Source organism: Methylosinus sp. DMC45, assembly GCF_056313885.1.
Window position 1 is genome coordinate 212,049 of the sequence record NZ_JBQUZK010000036.1, and the last position, 15,814, is coordinate 227,862.

General features: G+C 65.5%; 13 protein-coding genes. 7 read left to right on the plus strand and 6 right to left on the minus strand.

From position 1 onward, the window contains the following. The first annotated feature begins 572 nt into the window (after positions 1 to 572). On the plus strand, positions 573 to 2,249 hold the full coding sequence (locus tag ACT53T_RS10545; protein WP_476161145.1) for an electron transfer flavoprotein-ubiquinone oxidoreductase: 1,677 nt from the start codon (positions 573 to 575) through the stop codon (positions 2,247 to 2,249). A 71-nt stretch (positions 2,250 to 2,320) separates the two neighbouring features. After that, entirely contained in the window at positions 2,321 to 3,112 is a 792-nt protein-coding gene (locus tag ACT53T_RS10550; protein WP_476161146.1) for a YdcF family protein, read from the plus strand. A gap of 9 nt (positions 3,113 to 3,121) precedes the next feature. On the opposite strand, the gene ACT53T_RS10555 is transcribed toward ACT53T_RS10550, so the two are convergent. Beyond that, the gene (locus ACT53T_RS10555; protein WP_476161147.1) at positions 3,122 to 3,970 is read right to left on the minus strand and encodes a LuxR C-terminal-related transcriptional regulator; all 849 of its coding nucleotides are present in this window, start codon (positions 3,968 to 3,970) and stop codon (positions 3,122 to 3,124) included. A gap of 691 nt (positions 3,971 to 4,661) precedes the next feature. Between ACT53T_RS10555 and ACT53T_RS10560 the strand changes: the two genes are divergently transcribed. Next, positions 4,662 to 5,108, plus strand: a complete 447-nt coding sequence (locus ACT53T_RS10560; protein WP_476161148.1) for a hypothetical protein — start codon at positions 4,662 to 4,664, stop codon at positions 5,106 to 5,108. 6 nt (positions 5,109 to 5,114) lie between these two features. On the opposite strand, the gene ACT53T_RS10565 is transcribed toward ACT53T_RS10560, so the two are convergent. Together ACT53T_RS10565 and ACT53T_RS10570 are read right to left on the minus strand one after the other, a co-directional pair. Continuing rightward, the gene (locus ACT53T_RS10565) at positions 5,115 to 6,005 is read right to left on the minus strand and encodes a DUF3108 domain-containing protein (protein ID WP_476161149.1); all 891 of its coding nucleotides are present in this window, start codon (positions 6,003 to 6,005) and stop codon (positions 5,115 to 5,117) included. Between the two features lie 98 nt (positions 6,006 to 6,103). Next, positions 6,104 to 6,520, minus strand: coding sequence for a hypothetical protein (locus ACT53T_RS10570; RefSeq protein ID WP_026191623.1), 417 nt, complete (start codon positions 6,518 to 6,520; stop codon positions 6,104 to 6,106). 118 nt (positions 6,521 to 6,638) lie between these two features. Here ACT53T_RS10570 and sseA point away from each other — a divergent pair, with 118 nt between their 5' ends. The 4 genes from sseA to glnA all read left to right on the plus strand — a co-directional run bounded on the left by sseA (position 6,639) and on the right by glnA (position 10,995). After that, the gene (gene sseA / locus ACT53T_RS10575; protein ID WP_476161150.1) at positions 6,639 to 7,508 is read left to right on the plus strand and encodes a 3-mercaptopyruvate sulfurtransferase; all 870 of its coding nucleotides are present in this window, start codon (positions 6,639 to 6,641) and stop codon (positions 7,506 to 7,508) included. Between the two features lie 320 nt (positions 7,509 to 7,828). Continuing rightward, the gene (locus ACT53T_RS10580) at positions 7,829 to 8,848 is read left to right on the plus strand and encodes a glutamine synthetase beta-grasp domain-containing protein (RefSeq protein WP_018267759.1); all 1,020 of its coding nucleotides are present in this window, start codon (positions 7,829 to 7,831) and stop codon (positions 8,846 to 8,848) included. A 299-nt stretch (positions 8,849 to 9,147) separates the two neighbouring features. Further along, positions 9,148 to 9,486: a P-II family nitrogen regulator gene (locus ACT53T_RS10585; RefSeq protein ID WP_018267758.1), complete on the plus strand. Its 339-nt coding sequence runs from the start codon at positions 9,148 to 9,150 to the stop codon at positions 9,484 to 9,486. 99 nt (positions 9,487 to 9,585) lie between these two features. Beyond that, a complete protein-coding gene (gene glnA, locus ACT53T_RS10590) occupies positions 9,586 to 10,995 on the plus strand; it encodes a type I glutamate--ammonia ligase (RefSeq protein ID WP_400765774.1) in 1,410 nt (469 codons plus the stop codon). Between the two features lie 188 nt (positions 10,996 to 11,183). Here glnA and prfB read toward each other — a convergent pair. From prfB to ACT53T_RS10605, 3 genes are all read right to left on the minus strand, one after another. Beyond that, positions 11,184 to 12,315, minus strand: a protein-coding gene (gene prfB, locus ACT53T_RS10595) for a peptide chain release factor 2 (RefSeq protein ID WP_476161151.1) whose coding sequence is annotated in 2 segments (ribosomal slippage) — positions 11,184 to 12,245 and positions 12,247 to 12,315 — 1,131 coding nt in all. Because the reading frame shifts where the segments join, the coding sequence is not laid out codon by codon here. Between the two features lie 168 nt (positions 12,316 to 12,483). Beyond that, complete coding sequence (locus ACT53T_RS10600) at positions 12,484 to 13,422, minus strand: outer membrane protein (RefSeq protein WP_476161152.1); 939 nt, start codon at positions 13,420 to 13,422, stop codon at positions 12,484 to 12,486. A 218-nt stretch (positions 13,423 to 13,640) separates the two neighbouring features. Further along, positions 13,641 to 15,764 (minus strand): S9 family peptidase, encoded by a 2,124-nt coding sequence (locus ACT53T_RS10605; RefSeq protein WP_476161153.1) that lies wholly within the window; start codon positions 15,762 to 15,764, stop codon positions 13,641 to 13,643. Positions 15,765 to 15,814: the final 50 nt, after the last annotated feature.

Genomic DNA, 15,814 nt, shown 5'->3' on the forward strand with positions numbered 1-15,814 from the left:
ACGTCCCCTTACGCCACATCGGCGAAATTCGAGCCGATGCGCCACTAGCCATCAAACTCACCCGGTTCCCCGGCAATCGCATCCTCCCGGCAAATACAATCCCCTCATCCTGAGGCGCTTTTTGCGGAACGCAAAAAGCCTCGAAGGATGATCCAGGCGCGCTTCGACGCTTCGAGACGCCCGCTTCGCGGGCTCCTCAGCGTGAGGGGGCTGTTTGTGGCATGTCCGCTCCGCGCATCTCCTTCTCCCGCTTGCGGGAGAAGGAGGCCTCGCGAAGCGAGGTCGGATGAGGGTCCGTGCAGGTGAGCCGTTTCGAACTCGATTAGCGGCCTGCGGCAGGGGCCCTCATCCGACCCTCGCTGACGCGAGGGCCACCTTCTCCCACGAGTGGGAGAAGGATGCGCCGTCGCCGGGCGCGGGGCGAAAAACTTACCCCGAATCCGCGGCCCAGGGGTTTCCTCTTTCGAAAAAACGTGAAATCGCTCTCATTCTAAAATTCGCCGACGCGAGGGCCTTCCCCTCGCGCCTCGAACTGCGCCCGAAAGGGACCGCGCCCGGAAATGGGAAAGACGATGGCTGAGACAGAAGAATTGCCCCCGCGCGAAGCTATGGATTACGACGTCGTGATCGTCGGAGCCGGCCCGGCCGGCCTCTCCGCCGCGATCCGCCTCAAGCAGATTTCGCCCGATCTCTCGGTCGTCGTCATCGAGAAGGGCTCGGAGCCCGGCGCGCATATTCTCTCCGGCGCGGTCATCGACCCCATCGGCCTCGACCGCCTGCTGCCGGACTGGCGCGGCCGCGACGACGCGCCGCTGAAGACCAAAGTGACCAGCGACGACATGTTTTGGCTGACGCCGACGGGCGCGGTCTCTATCCCGCATGTCATCAATCCCAAGCTGATGAGCAATGAGGGCAAGTTCATCGGCTCGCTCGCCAGCGTCGTGCGCTTTTTGGCGCAGGAGGCGGAGGGGCTGGGCGTCGAAATCTATCCGGGCTTCGCCGGCGCCGAGCTGCTCTATGGCGAAAAGGGCGAGGTGCTGGGCGTCGCCACGGGCGATATGGGCGTCGGCCGCGACGGCGCGCCCAAGGACAGCTTTACGCGCGGCATGGAGCTGCGCGGCAAATATACGCTGATCGCGGAAGGCGCGCGCGGCTCGCTGGCCAAGGAGCTGCTGAAGAAATACGCGCTCGATGCTGATAGCGAGCCGCAGAAATTCAGCATCGGCCTCAAGGAGCTGTGGCGCATCCCCAAGGAGAAGCACCGCCCCGGCCATATGCAGCATTCGGTCGGCTGGCCGCTCGCCGACGACACGGGCGGCGGCTCCTTCCTCTATCATTTCGACGAGGATTTGGTTTCGGTCGGCTTCGTCGTCTATCTCAACTATTCCAATCCGACGCTCTCGCCCTTCGACGAGTTCCAGCGCTTCAAGGCGCATCCCGCCATCGCGCCGGTGCTGGAAGGCGGGCAGCGCCTCGCCTATGGCGCGCGCGCGCTGACCTCGGGCGGCTGGCAGAGCGTGCCGAAATTGACCTTCCCCGGCGGCGCGCTGATCGGCTGCTCGGCCGGCTTCATGAATGTCCCGCGCATAAAGGGCTCGCACAACGCCGTGCTATCCGGGATTCTCGCCGCCGATCATGTGGCGGCGGCGCTGGCGGAAGGCCGCGCGCATGACGAGGTCTCGGCCTATGACGCCGCCTGGCGCACCAGCGACATCGGCAAGGATTTGAAGCCGGTCCGCAATGTGAAGCCGCTGCTCTCCAAATTCGGAACCAAGCTCGGCATTGCGCTCGGCGGCTTCGACATGTGGACGAATGAGCTGTTCGGCGTCTCGCTCTTCGGCACGCTGAAGCACGGCAAGCCGGATTACGCCTGCCTGAAGCCGCTCTCGCAGGTGACGCCGATCGTCTATCCGAAGCTCACCAGCAAAGTGGTCTTCGACAAGCTGTCCTCCGTGTTCGTCTCCAACACGAACCATGAGGAAGACCAGCCCTGCCATCTGACGCTGCGCGATCCGTCGATCCCGATCGAGAAGAATCTGCCGCTCTATGGCGAGCCGGCGCAGCTCTATTGTCCCGCGGGCGTCTATGAGGTGGTCTATGCGGAGGAGGCGACGAAGAGCGATCCGCGCTTCGTCATCAACGCGCAGAATTGCGTGCACTGCAAGACTTGCGACATCAAGGACCCGGCGCAGAACATCAATTGGGTTCCGCCGGAGGGCGGCGGCGGGCCGAATTATCCGAATATGTGAGGCGCCGCGCCATCGTGACCCGGCGCGCGCGACGAGGCGCGCGCCGTTTCCTCCAGACTATTCGAGCGACAATGTTTTTCATCCTGTCCAAAATCGGCGAATTCTTCGTCGAGCCGCTGCATATCGCCCTTTCCATCGTCGCCGTCGGCGTGGCGCTCTGCTTCACCCGCTTCGCCGCCAGAGGACGCATTGTGGCGGCGCTCGGCGTGGCGGCGCTGCTGCTGCTGTGCTTCACCTCGCTCGGCGATCTGATGCTCTATCCGCTGGAGAACCGCTTTCCGCAGGTCGCCGAGGACGCGCCGGCGCCGGATGGAATCGTCGTGCTCGGCGGCGCGATCGACGAGAAGCTGAGCCAGGCGCGCGGCGGCGCGGCGCTGACCGAGGCCGGCGAGCGCGTGACCGCCATGGCCGAGCTGGCGCGCCGCTATCCTGCGGCCAAGCTGCTCTTCGCCGGCGGCTCCGGCCGGCTGTTCGAGGCCGCCGGCTCCGAGGCGGAGATCGTCGGGCGGCTGCTTCCGAAGCTCGGCGTCGAGCCGGGGCGCCTCATCCTCGAGGACCGCTCGCGCAATACATGGGAAAACGCCGTGAATGCGCTGGCGCTGGCGCGGCCGGCGCCCGGCGAGCGCTGGCTGCTCGTGACCTCGGCGAGCCATATGCCGCGCTCGATGGGGATTTTCCGCCGCGTCGGCTTCCCCGTCGTCGCCTATCCGGTCAATTATCACACGGGCCTGCGCCTGCCGATCGGCCTGCGCTCGCACGCGCCCGACCAGCTGAAGCTCATCGACACGGCGACGCATGAATGGGTCGGCCTCGTCGCCTATCGGCTGACCGGCAAGACCGACGCGCTGTTTCCCGCGCCCTGAGAGGCGGGCCTAATCGCGCGAGGCTTTCTTGCCGCGGGCGCCCGCCGACTCGGCGCGGCCGCCCGGCGTCGCCGCCGTCCAGGAGCCGTGCTTCATCTCCAGGAAGAGCGCGATGGCCTGGGCGCGATTGCGCACCTCGAGCTTCTCGAACAAATTGCGCAAGTGGAATTTGATCGTGTTGATCGAGACGCCGAAATCCTTGGCGAGCTGATTGTTGGTGTGGCCGGAGCCGAGCGCCGACAGCAGGCTGCGCTCGCGCAGAGTGAGATTCTCCAGCGGATCGGCGCGCATCTTGCGGATGTCGACGAAGGGGAACACCATGTCGCCCGCCGCCACGGAGGCGAGCACGTCGAGCAGACGCTCCGGCGGGGCGCGCTTGCTGACGAAGCCGGCGCCGCCCAATTGCAGCGTCTCCGCCGGCGCGGCCGGGTCGTTGGTGCCGCTATAGACGACGATCTTGGGCGCGGAGGGCTGGCGCGACAGGGCGCGCAGCACTTCCCGCGCATGGAGCGTCGGCAATTGCCAGCCGATGATGGCGATCTGGAAGCGCTGCAGATTGGCGGCGTCGAGAAACTCCTCGCCGTCCGTGACCTTCAGCACGAGATTGAAGCGGCGGTCGTCGGCGAGCAGCGCCTCGAGCCCGGCCAGGATCAGCGGGCTCTTGTCGGCGATGGCGACGTCGATCGGAAAGGTCGCGCCGCCCTCGTCGCGGTCCTCGCCGGAGCGATCGGCCTTATGGCGCGGAGCCGAAGGCCCGCCCTCGGCCGCGGCCTGCATGGCGGAGGCGCGGAGCGGAACGGAACGCCCGACGGCGCGCTGTCGCTCATCTCCGAGCTTCGTCGAAGACGTCGAGGCCATGGACCACTCCAAGGAACCACTCCATGTTGAAAAATGCCGCCGACGCAGCCGGTCTGCGCTCGGGCGGCGAAGCCCCCCGAGTGGGTAGGCCGGACTATATAACCAGCGGCTTCCATTGGAAAGCCTCGGCGCGCGTTTCACGCTGCGTCAAAGCCGCCGAATTTGGAAGATATGCGCAAAAAGAAGCGGCGCATCGGACAGGCCGATGCGCCGCATCATATCCGTAGCCGGTTCTGAAGCGTCAGTCGCTCAGGACCCAGCGCGCAGCGAAATAAGCGGCGGCGCCGACCGCGATGATCGCGATCATGCCCACCGGGGTCGCCGCATAGCTCGTCAGCTCGAGAATTGCTCCCATAACGCTTCCTCCTCCTTTAACGCCCGACTTCGTTCAGGCTGCCAGCAAAGCCACGATATCACCCATGGTAGGCGAAGTCTCGCCTCTACGTGCGATACGTTTTGGTGGATATCGTCGCCGGCTCGAATTCCGAGAACGTCGCGAATGCTGGCTGCAACTCGTGACGCGCCGACGTTAGTCGCGCCCGGCGCTGTTCTCCTCGAACGGCCGAACGAAGCCGCGATCCACGCTCGCAGCATGACGGTCGCAATTATTGTAGCCTTAAAGGCTTGTCAAGATGCGGCGCCCGCCCCACGCCGCCGGATGGGGCTTGCGGAGACCCGCGCGGCGCGGCTAATGAAGCTGCGGCTCGACGAAGAAAAAGAAAGAAAGCCGACGCGCATGGCACGCCCCTCCTTCGCCTTCATCGCCGTCGCCGGCATAGCGACGCTCGCCGGCGCCGTCTGGTTCTTCGGCTACCGCCGCACGCCCGCCTGCACGGGCGACGGCCGCTATATGTCCACCGTCCAGCAATGCCGCGCCTATGGGCTGGACGCCGCGCTCTGCGCCAGCGCGGTGGAGAAGGCCCGAGAGCTGGCGGCGAAGGTCGCGCCCCATGCGGAGACCTCCTTCGACTGCGAGGTGCGCTTCTCGGAATGTTTCGCGGGCGCGGATGGGCGCTTCACGCCCGCCCCCTCCTTCTGCCTCGCGCCGGGATCGGCGGAGCCGACGGAGGTGCGCTATCTCGAATATGAATCCGACCGCTTGAACCGCAAGAAGACGCGCGAGATCCGCATCGACTGAGCGCGTCTATTGTTCGGCCGTCGATCGCTCCGGGGCCGCTCTCTCCGCCGCCTGGCGACGGCCGCCGCCGAGGTGGAATTCCGCCGGCTCGACGGTCAGCATGCCGACATTGGTGCGCAGCGCCATGCGATAGGGCACCACCGCATGCGCCGTCGGCAGAGGCGCGAGCCAGACGGTGATGTCGCTGTTCTCCGCCATGAAGCGCGTGGAGGCGCTGTCCGGCCTGTGGCCGGCGATCGGACGATAGCGCGCCGCGCAGACCGACACCGGGCCGGAATAGCCGTGCGTCTCCACATTGCGCATCTCGACGAAGGAGAGCGTCACATCGAAGCGGGTGACGCCGTCGAAGACCGGAATGGTGCGATTGCAGGCGGAGGGGCCGACCAGCGGCTCGCTGGCCGGGACGCTCATGATGAGGGCGCTCACCGGATCGGTGATATGGGCCTTGTTGCTCTCCGTCACCGGAATGCGGACCGGCAGGTCCCAGGGCGTCGGATCGACATGCACGGCGCGCACGGAATTGCCGGCGAGCGACATGCGGACAGTGCGCGTCTCATAGGTGTTGGAGGTGGTGTTGGCGTAGCTCGTCGGCGCCAGCCCCTCGCTCGACAGCGCGCCGGAGGCGGTGGCGGCGCCGCGCGTGTCGTTGACGAGAGAAGCGAGGCCCGTCGTGCGCATCGAAATATCGATGCGGTAGCTGCGTCCCTCGATGACGCCATTGGCCGAGGCGTGGCCGATGGAGAGGCCGAGCAGGCTCAGCGCGAAATTCGCCTTGAGCGTCTCCGCCCCGCAGGGCGTGGCGACGGCGAGCGCGGCGAGCGCCACGAGCCCCGGAAAGGCGAGCGCCTCGGCCCTGCCGCGTCCGGCCCCGCCCTTGACGGATGAGAGAAACGCCATTCGAAGACCTGCGATCGATCGAATCAGTCCTGGCCACGATGGGCCAGCCGCGGGCGCTTGTCGATGCTCGGGGAGCGCCGGAGGACGCCGGGCTCGTCTCAAGCCCATTCCTGCCAGCTGCCGTCGGCGAATATGCGCCATGCGCGCAGACCTGCCTTGGCGACCACGATGCGACCGGCCTTCGCCTCGCTCACGAGATGCTTGAATACGAGAGGATTGCGCCAGGAAAACGGCTTTTCGGGGTCGCAGACCGCATGATATTCGTCGCTGTCCGGGTCGTCCATCAGCAGCGTGCCGACCTTGTCCGGCCGCAGCTGCGCGCCCAGCGAGCGCTCTTCCTTCCACAGGCAATGATAATCGCGGCACACGTCCGGGCGCGTGGCGTAGACGGCGCAGCCATTGGTCTGCGTGCAGTGCGGGCACCAGACGCCGGCCTTCTTGGGGAACTCCTCGATCTCCAGCACCTTGCAGCAGAAGGCGCAGGGACCGCAGGCCTTGCCTGGAATCTCGAGCATGGTCTCGATTTCGGCCTTTTCGGCGATTTTGGAAGCGAATCGATTCTGATACATTGCTACAACGATCGCCGCGCCGACGCCATCACGCGCGCGAGCCGCGGATCGACGGGAGAATCGCATGACGACGGCCGCTCCGAACATCGATCCCGAGACGCTGCTGGTCTCCACGCAATGGCTCGCCGACCATCTCCACGCGCCGGACGTCATCGTCTTCGACGCCTCCTGGCACATGCCGGCCGCCGGCCGCGACCCACGCGCCGAATTTCTCGACGCCCATATTCCCGGCGCCGTCTTCTTCGACATAGACGCCATAGCGGATCATTCGACCGATCTGCCGCATATGCTGCCGGACCCGGTCGCCTTCTCCTCGGCGGCGCGCAAGCTCGGCCTCGGCGACGGCATGCGCGCCGTGGTCTATGACAGCCTCGGCCTGTTCTCGGCGCCGCGCCTGTGGTGGACCTTGCGCGTCTTCGGCCTCACCGACGTCTCCATCCTCGACGGCGGCCTGCCGGCCTGGAAGGCGGAAGGGCGTCCGCTGGAGCAGGGCGAGAGCCAGCGGCCCTCGCGGCATTTCACCGCGCGCATGGACCATGCGCTGGTCGCCGACGCCGCCGATGTGTCGCGCGCCCTGGCCGACGGCTCGGCGCAGGTCGTCGACGTGCGCTCGGCGGAGCGTTTCGCGGGCGCCGTTCCCGAGCCGCGCCCCGGCCTGCGCTCCGGCCACATGCCCGGCGCGCTCAACCTGCCCTTCGGCAATCTCATCGCCGACGGCCGGCTGAAAGCCCCCGCCGCGCTGGACGAAATATTCGCGGCGGCCAAGATCGACCCCGCGCGGCCGGTGATCGCCAGCTGCGGCTCCGGCCTCACCGCCTCGATTCTGAGCTTCGCGCTGGCCGCGGCGGGACGCCGGCCCGCCACCGTCTATGACGGCTCCTGGTCCGAATGGGGCGCGCGGGCGGAACTGCCGGTCGTCGGCGCCGCCGGCTGAAGCGGCGCCTGCTAAAAAACAAGGCGGCAAAATGCTTTAGATAGCGGCGCCTCGGCCATGGCCGGGCGCTGCGCCCTGCCTCGCCGGATCATGCGGGATCACGCAAGCAGACGGCGATTTGTCACAAAAACAATAAAATATCGAAAAAGGCGCGCATGGCCGCGCCTTCCTCCTCCCAGAGGCGTCTGCGATCCAGGCTCCGCCCGGCTTTGGCATGAGCCGTGCTGAGCAGGCCGGGCCGTCGACGGTTTCGGCTCATCCGCCGACGAGTCGAACGGCGCCGCGTCGAGCGTCGATCAAGGGTAAGGAGGCGAATAAAAATGCCCAAGTACAAGCTCGAATATCTCTGGCTCGACGGCTACACGCCCGTGCCGAATCTCCGGGGCAAAACCCAGATCAAAGAATTCGACAGCTTCCCGACATTGGAGCAGCTCCCGCTGTGGGGCTTCGACGGCAGCTCGACCAAGCAGGCGGAAGGAAGAAGCTCGGACTGCGTTCTGAAGCCGGTCTCCGTCTTCCCCGACATCACCCGCACCAATGGCGCGCTGGTGATGTGCGAGGTGATGATGCCCGACGGCGTGACGCCGCATGCGTCCAACGCCCGCGCCACCATCCTCGACGATCCGGGCGCCTGGTTCGGCTTCGAGCAGGAGTATTTCTTCTATAAGAACGGCCGTCCGCTCGGCTTCCCCGAGGCGGGCTTCCCGGCTCCGCAGGGTCCCTATTACACCGGCGTCGGCTTCAAGAATGTCGGCGAGATCGCGCGCCAGATCGTCGAGGAGCATCTCGACATCTGCCTCGCCGCCGGCATCAACCACGAAGGCATCAACGCCGAGGTGGCCAAGGGCCAGTGGGAATTCCAGATCTTCGGCAAGGGCTCCCGCAAGGCGGCCGACGAGATGTGGGTGGCGCGCTACATTCTGCTGCGCCTCGCCGAGAAATACGGCATCGACATCGAGTTCCACTGCAAGCCGCTCGGCGCCACCGATTGGAACGGCTCGGGCATGCACGCCAATTTCTCGACGACCTATCTGCGCGAGGTGGGCGGCAAGGCCTATTTCGAGCAGCTGATGGGCGCGTTCGAGAAAGCCAAGGACGATCACATCGCCGTCTATGGCCCGGACAATCATATGCGTCTGACCGGCCTGCACGAGACGGCGTCGATCCACACCTTCAGCTGGGGCGTGGCGGATCGCGGCGCGTCGATCCGCGTGCCGCACAGCTTCATCAAGAACGACTATAAGGGCTATCTGGAAGATCGCCGCCCGAACTCGCAAGGCGACCCCTACCAGATCGCCTCGCAGATACTGAAGACCATCTCCACCGTCCCCACACGCTGAGGATGCGGCGCTCGGCTTCGCAAAAGCTGCGAAGCCGGCGCCGAGACGATGGAGCCCGCGAAGCGCGAGCTTCGTCCGTGGCCTCCCTCGCGGGAGCACGTGGTCTCCCTCGCGGGAGCAGATGACGCGAATGCGCCGATCGCAGGCCCCGCCCACAAAATGGGCGCGGCTTGCGGTTGGCTGCATGAATTTTATTCGTAGAACATTTTTGCCGCAAATGCTATGAGCCCCGTCGGTTCCTCGGCCGGATCGGACTTGAGTTTCGGCGCGAGGGGCATGAGCGATGCGGGGAAAGGTGAATGAAAAAAATCGAGGCGATCATCAAACCCTTCAAGCTCGATGAAGTAAAAGAAGCGCTGCAAGGCGCCGGCCTGCAAGGCATTACTGTCACCGAGGCGAAAGGTTTCGGTCGCCAGAAGGGGCATACGGAGCTCTACCGCGGCGCGGAATATGTGGTCGATTTTCTTCCCAAGGTGAAAATCGAGATCGTGCTCGCCGACGATGCGGTGGACCGCGCCGTCGAAGCCATTCGCAAAGCCGCGCAAACCGGACGCATCGGCGACGGAAAAATCTTCGTTTCGAATGTCGAAGGCGCCGTCCGCATCCGCACGGGAGAGACCGGCGCGGACGCGATCTGATCCGCGCGGCTCCCGACGCACGCCCCTCCGCCCTGCGGTTTTTCATTCTCGTCTCCCGCGCTGGACTCGATCGTCCACTTCGAACAGAGGCTCCACGAAATGACCACGGCCAAGGACGTTCTCAAGCAGATCGCCGATAACGACGTAAAATATGTGGATTTCCGTTTCACGGATCCGCGCGGCAAGTGGCAGCACGTCACCTTCGACGTGTCGATCGTCGATGAGGACGCGCTGAACGAAGGCATCATGTTCGACGGCTCCTCGATCGCCGGCTGGAAGGCGATCAACGAGTCGGACATGACTCTCCTGCCCGATCTCGGCACGGTCACGCACGACCCCTTCTTCGCCGCCTCCACGCTGTCCATCGTCTGCGACGTCGTCGAGCCCACCACCGGCCAGCCTTACAACCGCGACCCGCGCGGCATCGCCAAAAAGGCGCAGGCCTATCTGCAGTCGACCGGGATCGGCGACACCTCCTTCTTCGGTCCCGAGGCCGAATTCTTCGTCTTCGACGACGTGCGCTTCTCGACCGATCCCTACAACACCGGCTTCACCGTCGACTCCGTCGAGCTGCCCACCAATTCCGACACCGCCTATGAAGGCGGCAATCTCGGCCATCGCGTGCGCACCAAAGGCGGCTATTTCCCGGTTCCGCCGATCGACTCCGCCCAGGACATGCGCGGCGAGATGCTGGCGGCCATGGCGTCCATGGGCGTCGCCGTCGAGAAGCACCATCACGAGGTCGCTTCCGCGCAGCATGAGCTCGGTCTGAAGTTCGCGACGCTCGTCCAGGTCGCCGACCATCTGCAGATCTACAAATACGCCATTCATCAGGTGGCGCATTCCTACGGCAAGACGGCGACCTTCATGCCGAAGCCGGTCTATGGCGACAATGGCTCGGGCATGCACGTCCACCAGTCGATCTGGAAGGAAGGCAAGCCGGTGTTCGCGGGCGACAAATACGCCGGCCTCTCCCAGGAGTGCCTGTGGTATATCGGCGGTATCATCAAGCACGCCAAGGCGCTGAACGCCTTCACCAACCCGTCGACGAACTCCTATAAGCGCCTGGTTCCGGGCTTCGAGGCTCCGGTGCTGCTCGCCTATTCGTCGCGCAACCGCTCGGCCTCCTGCCGCATCCCCTTCGCGACCAGCCCGAAGGCGAAGCGCGTCGAGGTTCGCTTCCCCGATCCGACGGCCAATCCCTATCTCGCCTTCTCGGCCATGCTGATGGCCGGCCTCGACGGCATCGCCAACAAGATCGATCCGGGCCAGCCGTCCGACAAGGACCTCTACGACCTGCCGCCGGAGGAGCTGAAGGCGATCCCGACGGTCTGCGGCTCGCTGCGCGAGGCTCTCGACAGCCTGAAGGCCGACCACGCCTTCCTGACGGCCGGCGGCGTCTTCAACGAGGACTTCATCCACGCCTATATCGACCTCAAGTATCAGGACGTCTATCGCTTCGAGATGACGCCTCACCCGGTCGAGTACGACATGTATTATTCCTACTGATCGCTCCGCGATCGCGTAGAAACGAAAGGGCGGCCGAGAGGCCGCCCTTTTTGTTTCGTCGCATCGTCGAGGGACAAAAATCCTCGCCCTCAGGCTGAGGAGGTCGCGAAGCGACTTCCCTCGTCCTTTTAAGACGCGGCCTGCGGCCGCTCCTCGGGATGAGGGAAGCTTCGTTCGATCATCTTTAGCTATTCGACGTCGTCGACCTTCTCCGGCCCGCCGCCGAGCACGCGCTGGGCGAGCGAGGCCTGCATGAAATCGTCGAGCTCGCCGTCCAGCACCTCGTCCGGCGTGCCGGAAGTGTGGCCGGTGCGCAAATCCTTCACCAGCTGATAGGGCTGCAGCACATAGCTGCGAATCTGATGGCCCCAGCCGATATCGGATTTCGACGCCTCGACGGCGTTGGCCTCCGCCTCGCGCTTTTCCAGCTCCACCTCATAGAGGCGGGCGCGCAGCATGTTCCACGCAGTGGCGCGGTTCTTGTGCTGCGAGCGCTCCGCCTGGCACGCGACGACGATGCCGGACGGAATATGGGTGATGCGAATGGCCGAGTCCGTCGTGTTGACGTGCTGGCCGCCCGCGCCGGACGATCGATAGGTGTCGATGCGACAGTCGGATTCGTTGACCTGAATGTCGATCTTGTCGTCGATGACCGGATAGACCCAGACCGAGGCGAAGCTCGTGTGCCGCCGCGCATTGGAGTCGAAAGGCGAGATGCGCACGAGGCGATGCACGCCCGATTCGGTCTTGGCCCAGCCATGGGCGTTCATGCCCTTGACCAGCAGCGTGGCCGATTTGATGCCGGCCTCGTCGCCGGCGGTCTCCTCGATCACCTCGACCTTGAACTTCTTGCGCTCCGCCCAGCGGGCGTACATGCGGAACAGCATGCGCGCCCAGTCGCAGCTCTCGGTGCCGCCGGCGCCCGAATGCACCTCGATGAAAGTGTCGTTGCCGTCGGCCTCGCCCGAGAACAGCGCCTCGATCTGGCGCTCGCGCGATTCCTTCAGCAGCGCCACGAGCTGCGCTATGCCTTCTTTCTCGGTGTCGGCGTCATTCTCGGCCTCGCCGAGCTCGACGAGAGTGATAGCGTCCTCGAGATCGCGCTCGAGACGCGCGATGGAGGAGAGCTGATCCTCGAGCTGGGTGCGCTCGCGCATGATCTTCTGCGCGGATTCGGCGTCGTTCCAGAGATCGGGGTCCTCGACCCTGGCGTTCAGCTCGGCGAGACGTCGCGTTGAAGTCTCGACGTCAAAGATGCCTCCTCAGCAGTCCCATGGACTGCTCGATCTGTTCTTTCAGCGCAAGCGGCTCGGCGCGCATGTGTCTCTTCCCTTTGGGCTCAGGGCCGGCGGCCCGAGGCCGGAGGTATTAGAGCAAGACGCGCAAAAGATGAAGCCCCGCCGCCGCGCGCTCTGAAGCTCTAGTGGTTCGCGGCGCCCGCAAGAGCGAGCCTGAAGGCTCGCGGTCCAGATTCTGGCTCGCAGATCACTAGTATTTCGCGACCACCGGCGGCGGATCGACCCAGCCGAAATGATAATCGACGCCGAATCGCGCTATGGCGCCGTCATATTTCACGCGCGTCGTCGCAATGTTGAGAATGGCGATCGAGCCCGGCGCCTCCGGGTTGATGACGGCGCTCGGCGAGGTCGAGAGAGTCGCCGAGCCGAGATCGTAATAGAGCCCTTCGACCTTCAGGCTCCAGCGCGGCGCGAACATCCATTCGAAGCCGCCGCCCGCGATCCAGCCCGTGCGCGTGTCGCTGTAATTGCCCCAATTGGGCGTCACCGGATTGTCGGGATGACCGATCGGGTCCAGCGGATGCCAATGGGCGCCATAGGTGAAGACATTGGCGAAGCCGCCGCCATAGGCGAGGCCGCCCGTGCCATATACCAGCAGAGTGGGCGCGACGATATAGCCGAGCCTGCCGCGCAAGGAGCCGAGCCAGGAGAGCCCGGCGCGCGCGCTCGCCACGCCCGTCTGCATATGCAGCAGGTCATGCTCGTCCACCGCGCCGGCGAAGCCCTGCGAGGAGCCGGAGCCGCGGATGATGGCGCCGTCTATGTCGGTCTCGACGCCGAGCAGCATATTGGGCGACCACAGATGATTGTAGCCGAGCTGCGCGCCGCCGAGAAAGCCGCTCTGCTCGAGGCGCGCGAGGCCGGTGACATAGGGCGAGGAAAAGCCGAAGGGCATGCCGAGCGCGCCCGCGGCCCAATCATAGATCGAGGTTCCGAATGTCGGAACGTCATTGGAGCCGCCGAAGCCCCAGCCCGCGTTCAGCCCCACATAGGCGCCGCCCCACAGCGGCGGCGGCGGAACGGGAACGACGACGGAAGGCGCGACGATTTTCGCGAGAGCCGCCTCTTCCGCATACGCCGCGACAACGCCGGACAAAATGCAGGCGAAAGACGCCGCGAGCCTCTTCATCGACAGCCCCCATGATCGCGCGAGCCGATTCGCGCTTATCGGGGAACTGTGCTGAGCCGACGAGACTCGAACAATTTGCGGCGATCACGGAGCGCGCGCTCCGGCTGGAATGGTTCGGCGCTTTCCCCTTCTCCCCGCATTGCGGGGAGAAGGGAGGCGGCAAATACCGCGCCGAACCAATCCGCGGCAAGCCGAACGCCGCGCCCTTCACGCTCACGTCACACGCCCGCCTTGCCCGCGCAGGCGAGCGCGAAGGCCCATTCCAGCGCGACTTCCTCCAATCGCTCGAAACGGCCCGAGGCGCCTGCGTGACCGGCCTCCATATTGGTGCGCAGCAGCACCGGCCCGCCGCCGGCCATGCGCTCACGCAGGCGCGCCACCCATTTCAGCGGCTCCCAATAGGTCACGCGCGGATCGGTGAGGCCGGCGAGAGCGAGAATCGCCGGATAGGTCTTCGCGCCCACATTGTCATAGGGCGAGTAGGAGGCGAGCCGATCATAGGCCGTGACGTCGGCGATCGGATTGCCCCATTCCTCCCATTCGGGCGGCGTCAGCGGCAGGTCGTCGCGCAGCATGGTGGTCAGCACATCGACGAAAGGAACGCCGGCGATGATCCCCGAAAACAGCTCCGGCGCCTGATTGGCGATGGCGCCCATCAGCATGCCGCCGGCGCTCGCGCCTTGCGCGACGATTCCGCCTCGGCTCGCATAGCCCGTCGCGACGAGATGGCGCGCCACAGTGATGAAATCGGAGAATGTGTTGGGCTTGTGCTCGAGCTTGCCCTTCTCGTACCAGCTCCAGCCCTTGTCCGTGCCGCCGCGCGTATGGGCGAGCGCATAGACGAAGCCGCGATCGACCAGCGACAGCGCATGAGGATCGAAGCTCGCCGACAGCGGATGCCCATAGGCGCCATAGCCATAGAGCAGAGTGGGCGCGCCGGCGCCGGGCGTAAAATCGGCGCGATGCAGCAGAGTGACGGGAACCTCCGCGCCATCGTCGGCGCGCGCGAAGAAGCGGCGCGTCACATAGTTCTTCGGATCATGACCGGAAGGGATTTCCTCGCGCTTCAGCAGCGTGCGGGCGCGCGTGCGCATGTCGTAATCATAGGTCTCCTCCGGCGTCGTCATGGAGGAATAGGTGAAGCGCAGAATGTCCGTGTCGAATTCGAGGCCGGGCAGAAGATAGAGGGCGTAAGCCTCCTCGTCGAAGGCGATGGCGTGCTCCTCGCCGCTCTCGATCGCGCGAATGAAAATGCGCGGCAGGCCGTTGGCGCGCTCCACCCAGACGAGATGACGCGCATAGACAGTGCCGATGACGATGAGCCGTCCCGCCACATGCGGAACCACAGGGCGCCAATCGGCGCGCGTCGCGGTGGAGAGAGGCGCGCGAAAAATCGCGAAATCCTCGGCGCCGTCGGCGTTGGAGCGAATGTAGAGATCATCGCCGTGCGGCTCGACGTCATAGCGCAATTTGGGCTCGCGCTTCGCGACGAGGCGCGGCTTTGCGTTTTTGTCGCGCAGATCGACGAGATGGCATTCGCTGGCGTCATGGCCGCGAATGGCGACGATGGCGAAGCGTCCGCAACGGCTGCGATCGAGCGAGACGAACCAGGCGGGATCGCGCTCCTCGACGATCAGCGCGTCGCTCGCGGGATCGGCGCCGATATCATGGCGGAAGACCTGCGCCGTGCGGTGATTCTCGTCGACGCGAACGTAATAGAAGCTCTTGGAATCGGCGCTCCACACCATGGAGCCGTCGGTATGCGGGACGACATCGGCGCGGTCCTTTCCGTCGGCGAGGGCGCGCGTGCGGATCGCATAATATTCCGAGCCCTTGTCGTCCACGCTCCAGGCCAGCTGCGCATGATCGGGCGAATGATCGATCTCGCCTATGTCGAAGAAATGCTCCTCGCCGGCTTCTTCATCGCCGTCGAAGAGGATCGTCTCCGCGCCGCCGTCGCGCTTCGTGCGGCAATAGAGCGCATGCTCGCCGCCCTCGCGATAGCGCTCGAAATAGGCGAAGGCGCCGTCCGGCCACGGCGGCTCGCTGTCGTCCTCCTTTATGCGGCCGCGCAGCTCCGCCTGCAGCGTCTCGCGCAGCTCGGCCAGAGGAGCGAGGACTCGCCCGCAATAGGCGTTCTCGGCCCGCACCAGCGCGGCTATGTCCTCCGGCAGCGTGGCGGGGTCGCTCAGCACATCGCGCCAATTCTCGGCGGCGAGCCAGGCGTAAGGGTCGTCGAGAACGCGGCCATGGGTCACGCGCCGGGTCGGCCGCTTCTCGGCGGTCGGCGGGATGGCGCCGGCAAGGGCGAAGGCTTTTGATGTGTCGGCGGATGCCGCCATTGGCTGACTCCTCGCTCGGGGGCGCCATTGCGAGCGGAGCGAAGCAATCC

Excerpts from the sequence above, each read along its gene's own strand:
- ACT53T_RS10605 (WP_476161153.1), bottom strand. The coding sequence starts at position 15,764 with ATGGCGGCATCCGCCGACACATCAAAAGCCTTCGCCCTTGCCGGCGCC.
- ACT53T_RS10580 (WP_018267759.1), top strand. The coding sequence starts at position 7,829 with ATGCCCAAGTACAAGCTCGAATATCTCTGGCTCGACGGCTACACGCCC.
- ACT53T_RS10560 (WP_476161148.1), top strand. The coding sequence starts at position 4,662 with ATGAAGCTGCGGCTCGACGAAGAAAAAGAAAGAAAGCCGACGCGCATG.
- glnA (WP_400765774.1), top strand. The coding sequence starts at position 9,586 with ATGACCACGGCCAAGGACGTTCTCAAGCAGATCGCCGATAACGACGTA.
- sseA (WP_476161150.1), top strand. The coding sequence starts at position 6,639 with ATGACGACGGCCGCTCCGAACATCGATCCCGAGACGCTGCTGGTCTCC.
- ACT53T_RS10550 (WP_476161146.1), top strand. The coding sequence starts at position 2,321 with ATGTTTTTCATCCTGTCCAAAATCGGCGAATTCTTCGTCGAGCCGCTG.
- ACT53T_RS10570 (WP_026191623.1), bottom strand. The coding sequence starts at position 6,520 with ATGCTCGAGATTCCAGGCAAGGCCTGCGGTCCCTGCGCCTTCTGCTGC.
- ACT53T_RS10585 (WP_018267758.1), top strand. The coding sequence starts at position 9,148 with ATGAAAAAAATCGAGGCGATCATCAAACCCTTCAAGCTCGATGAAGTA.
- ACT53T_RS10555 (WP_476161147.1), bottom strand. The coding sequence starts at position 3,970 with ATGGCCTCGACGTCTTCGACGAAGCTCGGAGATGAGCGACAGCGCGCC.
- ACT53T_RS10600 (WP_476161152.1), bottom strand. The coding sequence starts at position 13,422 with ATGAAGAGGCTCGCGGCGTCTTTCGCCTGCATTTTGTCCGGCGTTGTC.
- ACT53T_RS10545 (WP_476161145.1), top strand. The coding sequence starts at position 573 with ATGGCTGAGACAGAAGAATTGCCCCCGCGCGAAGCTATGGATTACGAC.
- ACT53T_RS10565 (WP_476161149.1), bottom strand. The coding sequence starts at position 6,005 with ATGGCGTTTCTCTCATCCGTCAAGGGCGGGGCCGGACGCGGCAGGGCC.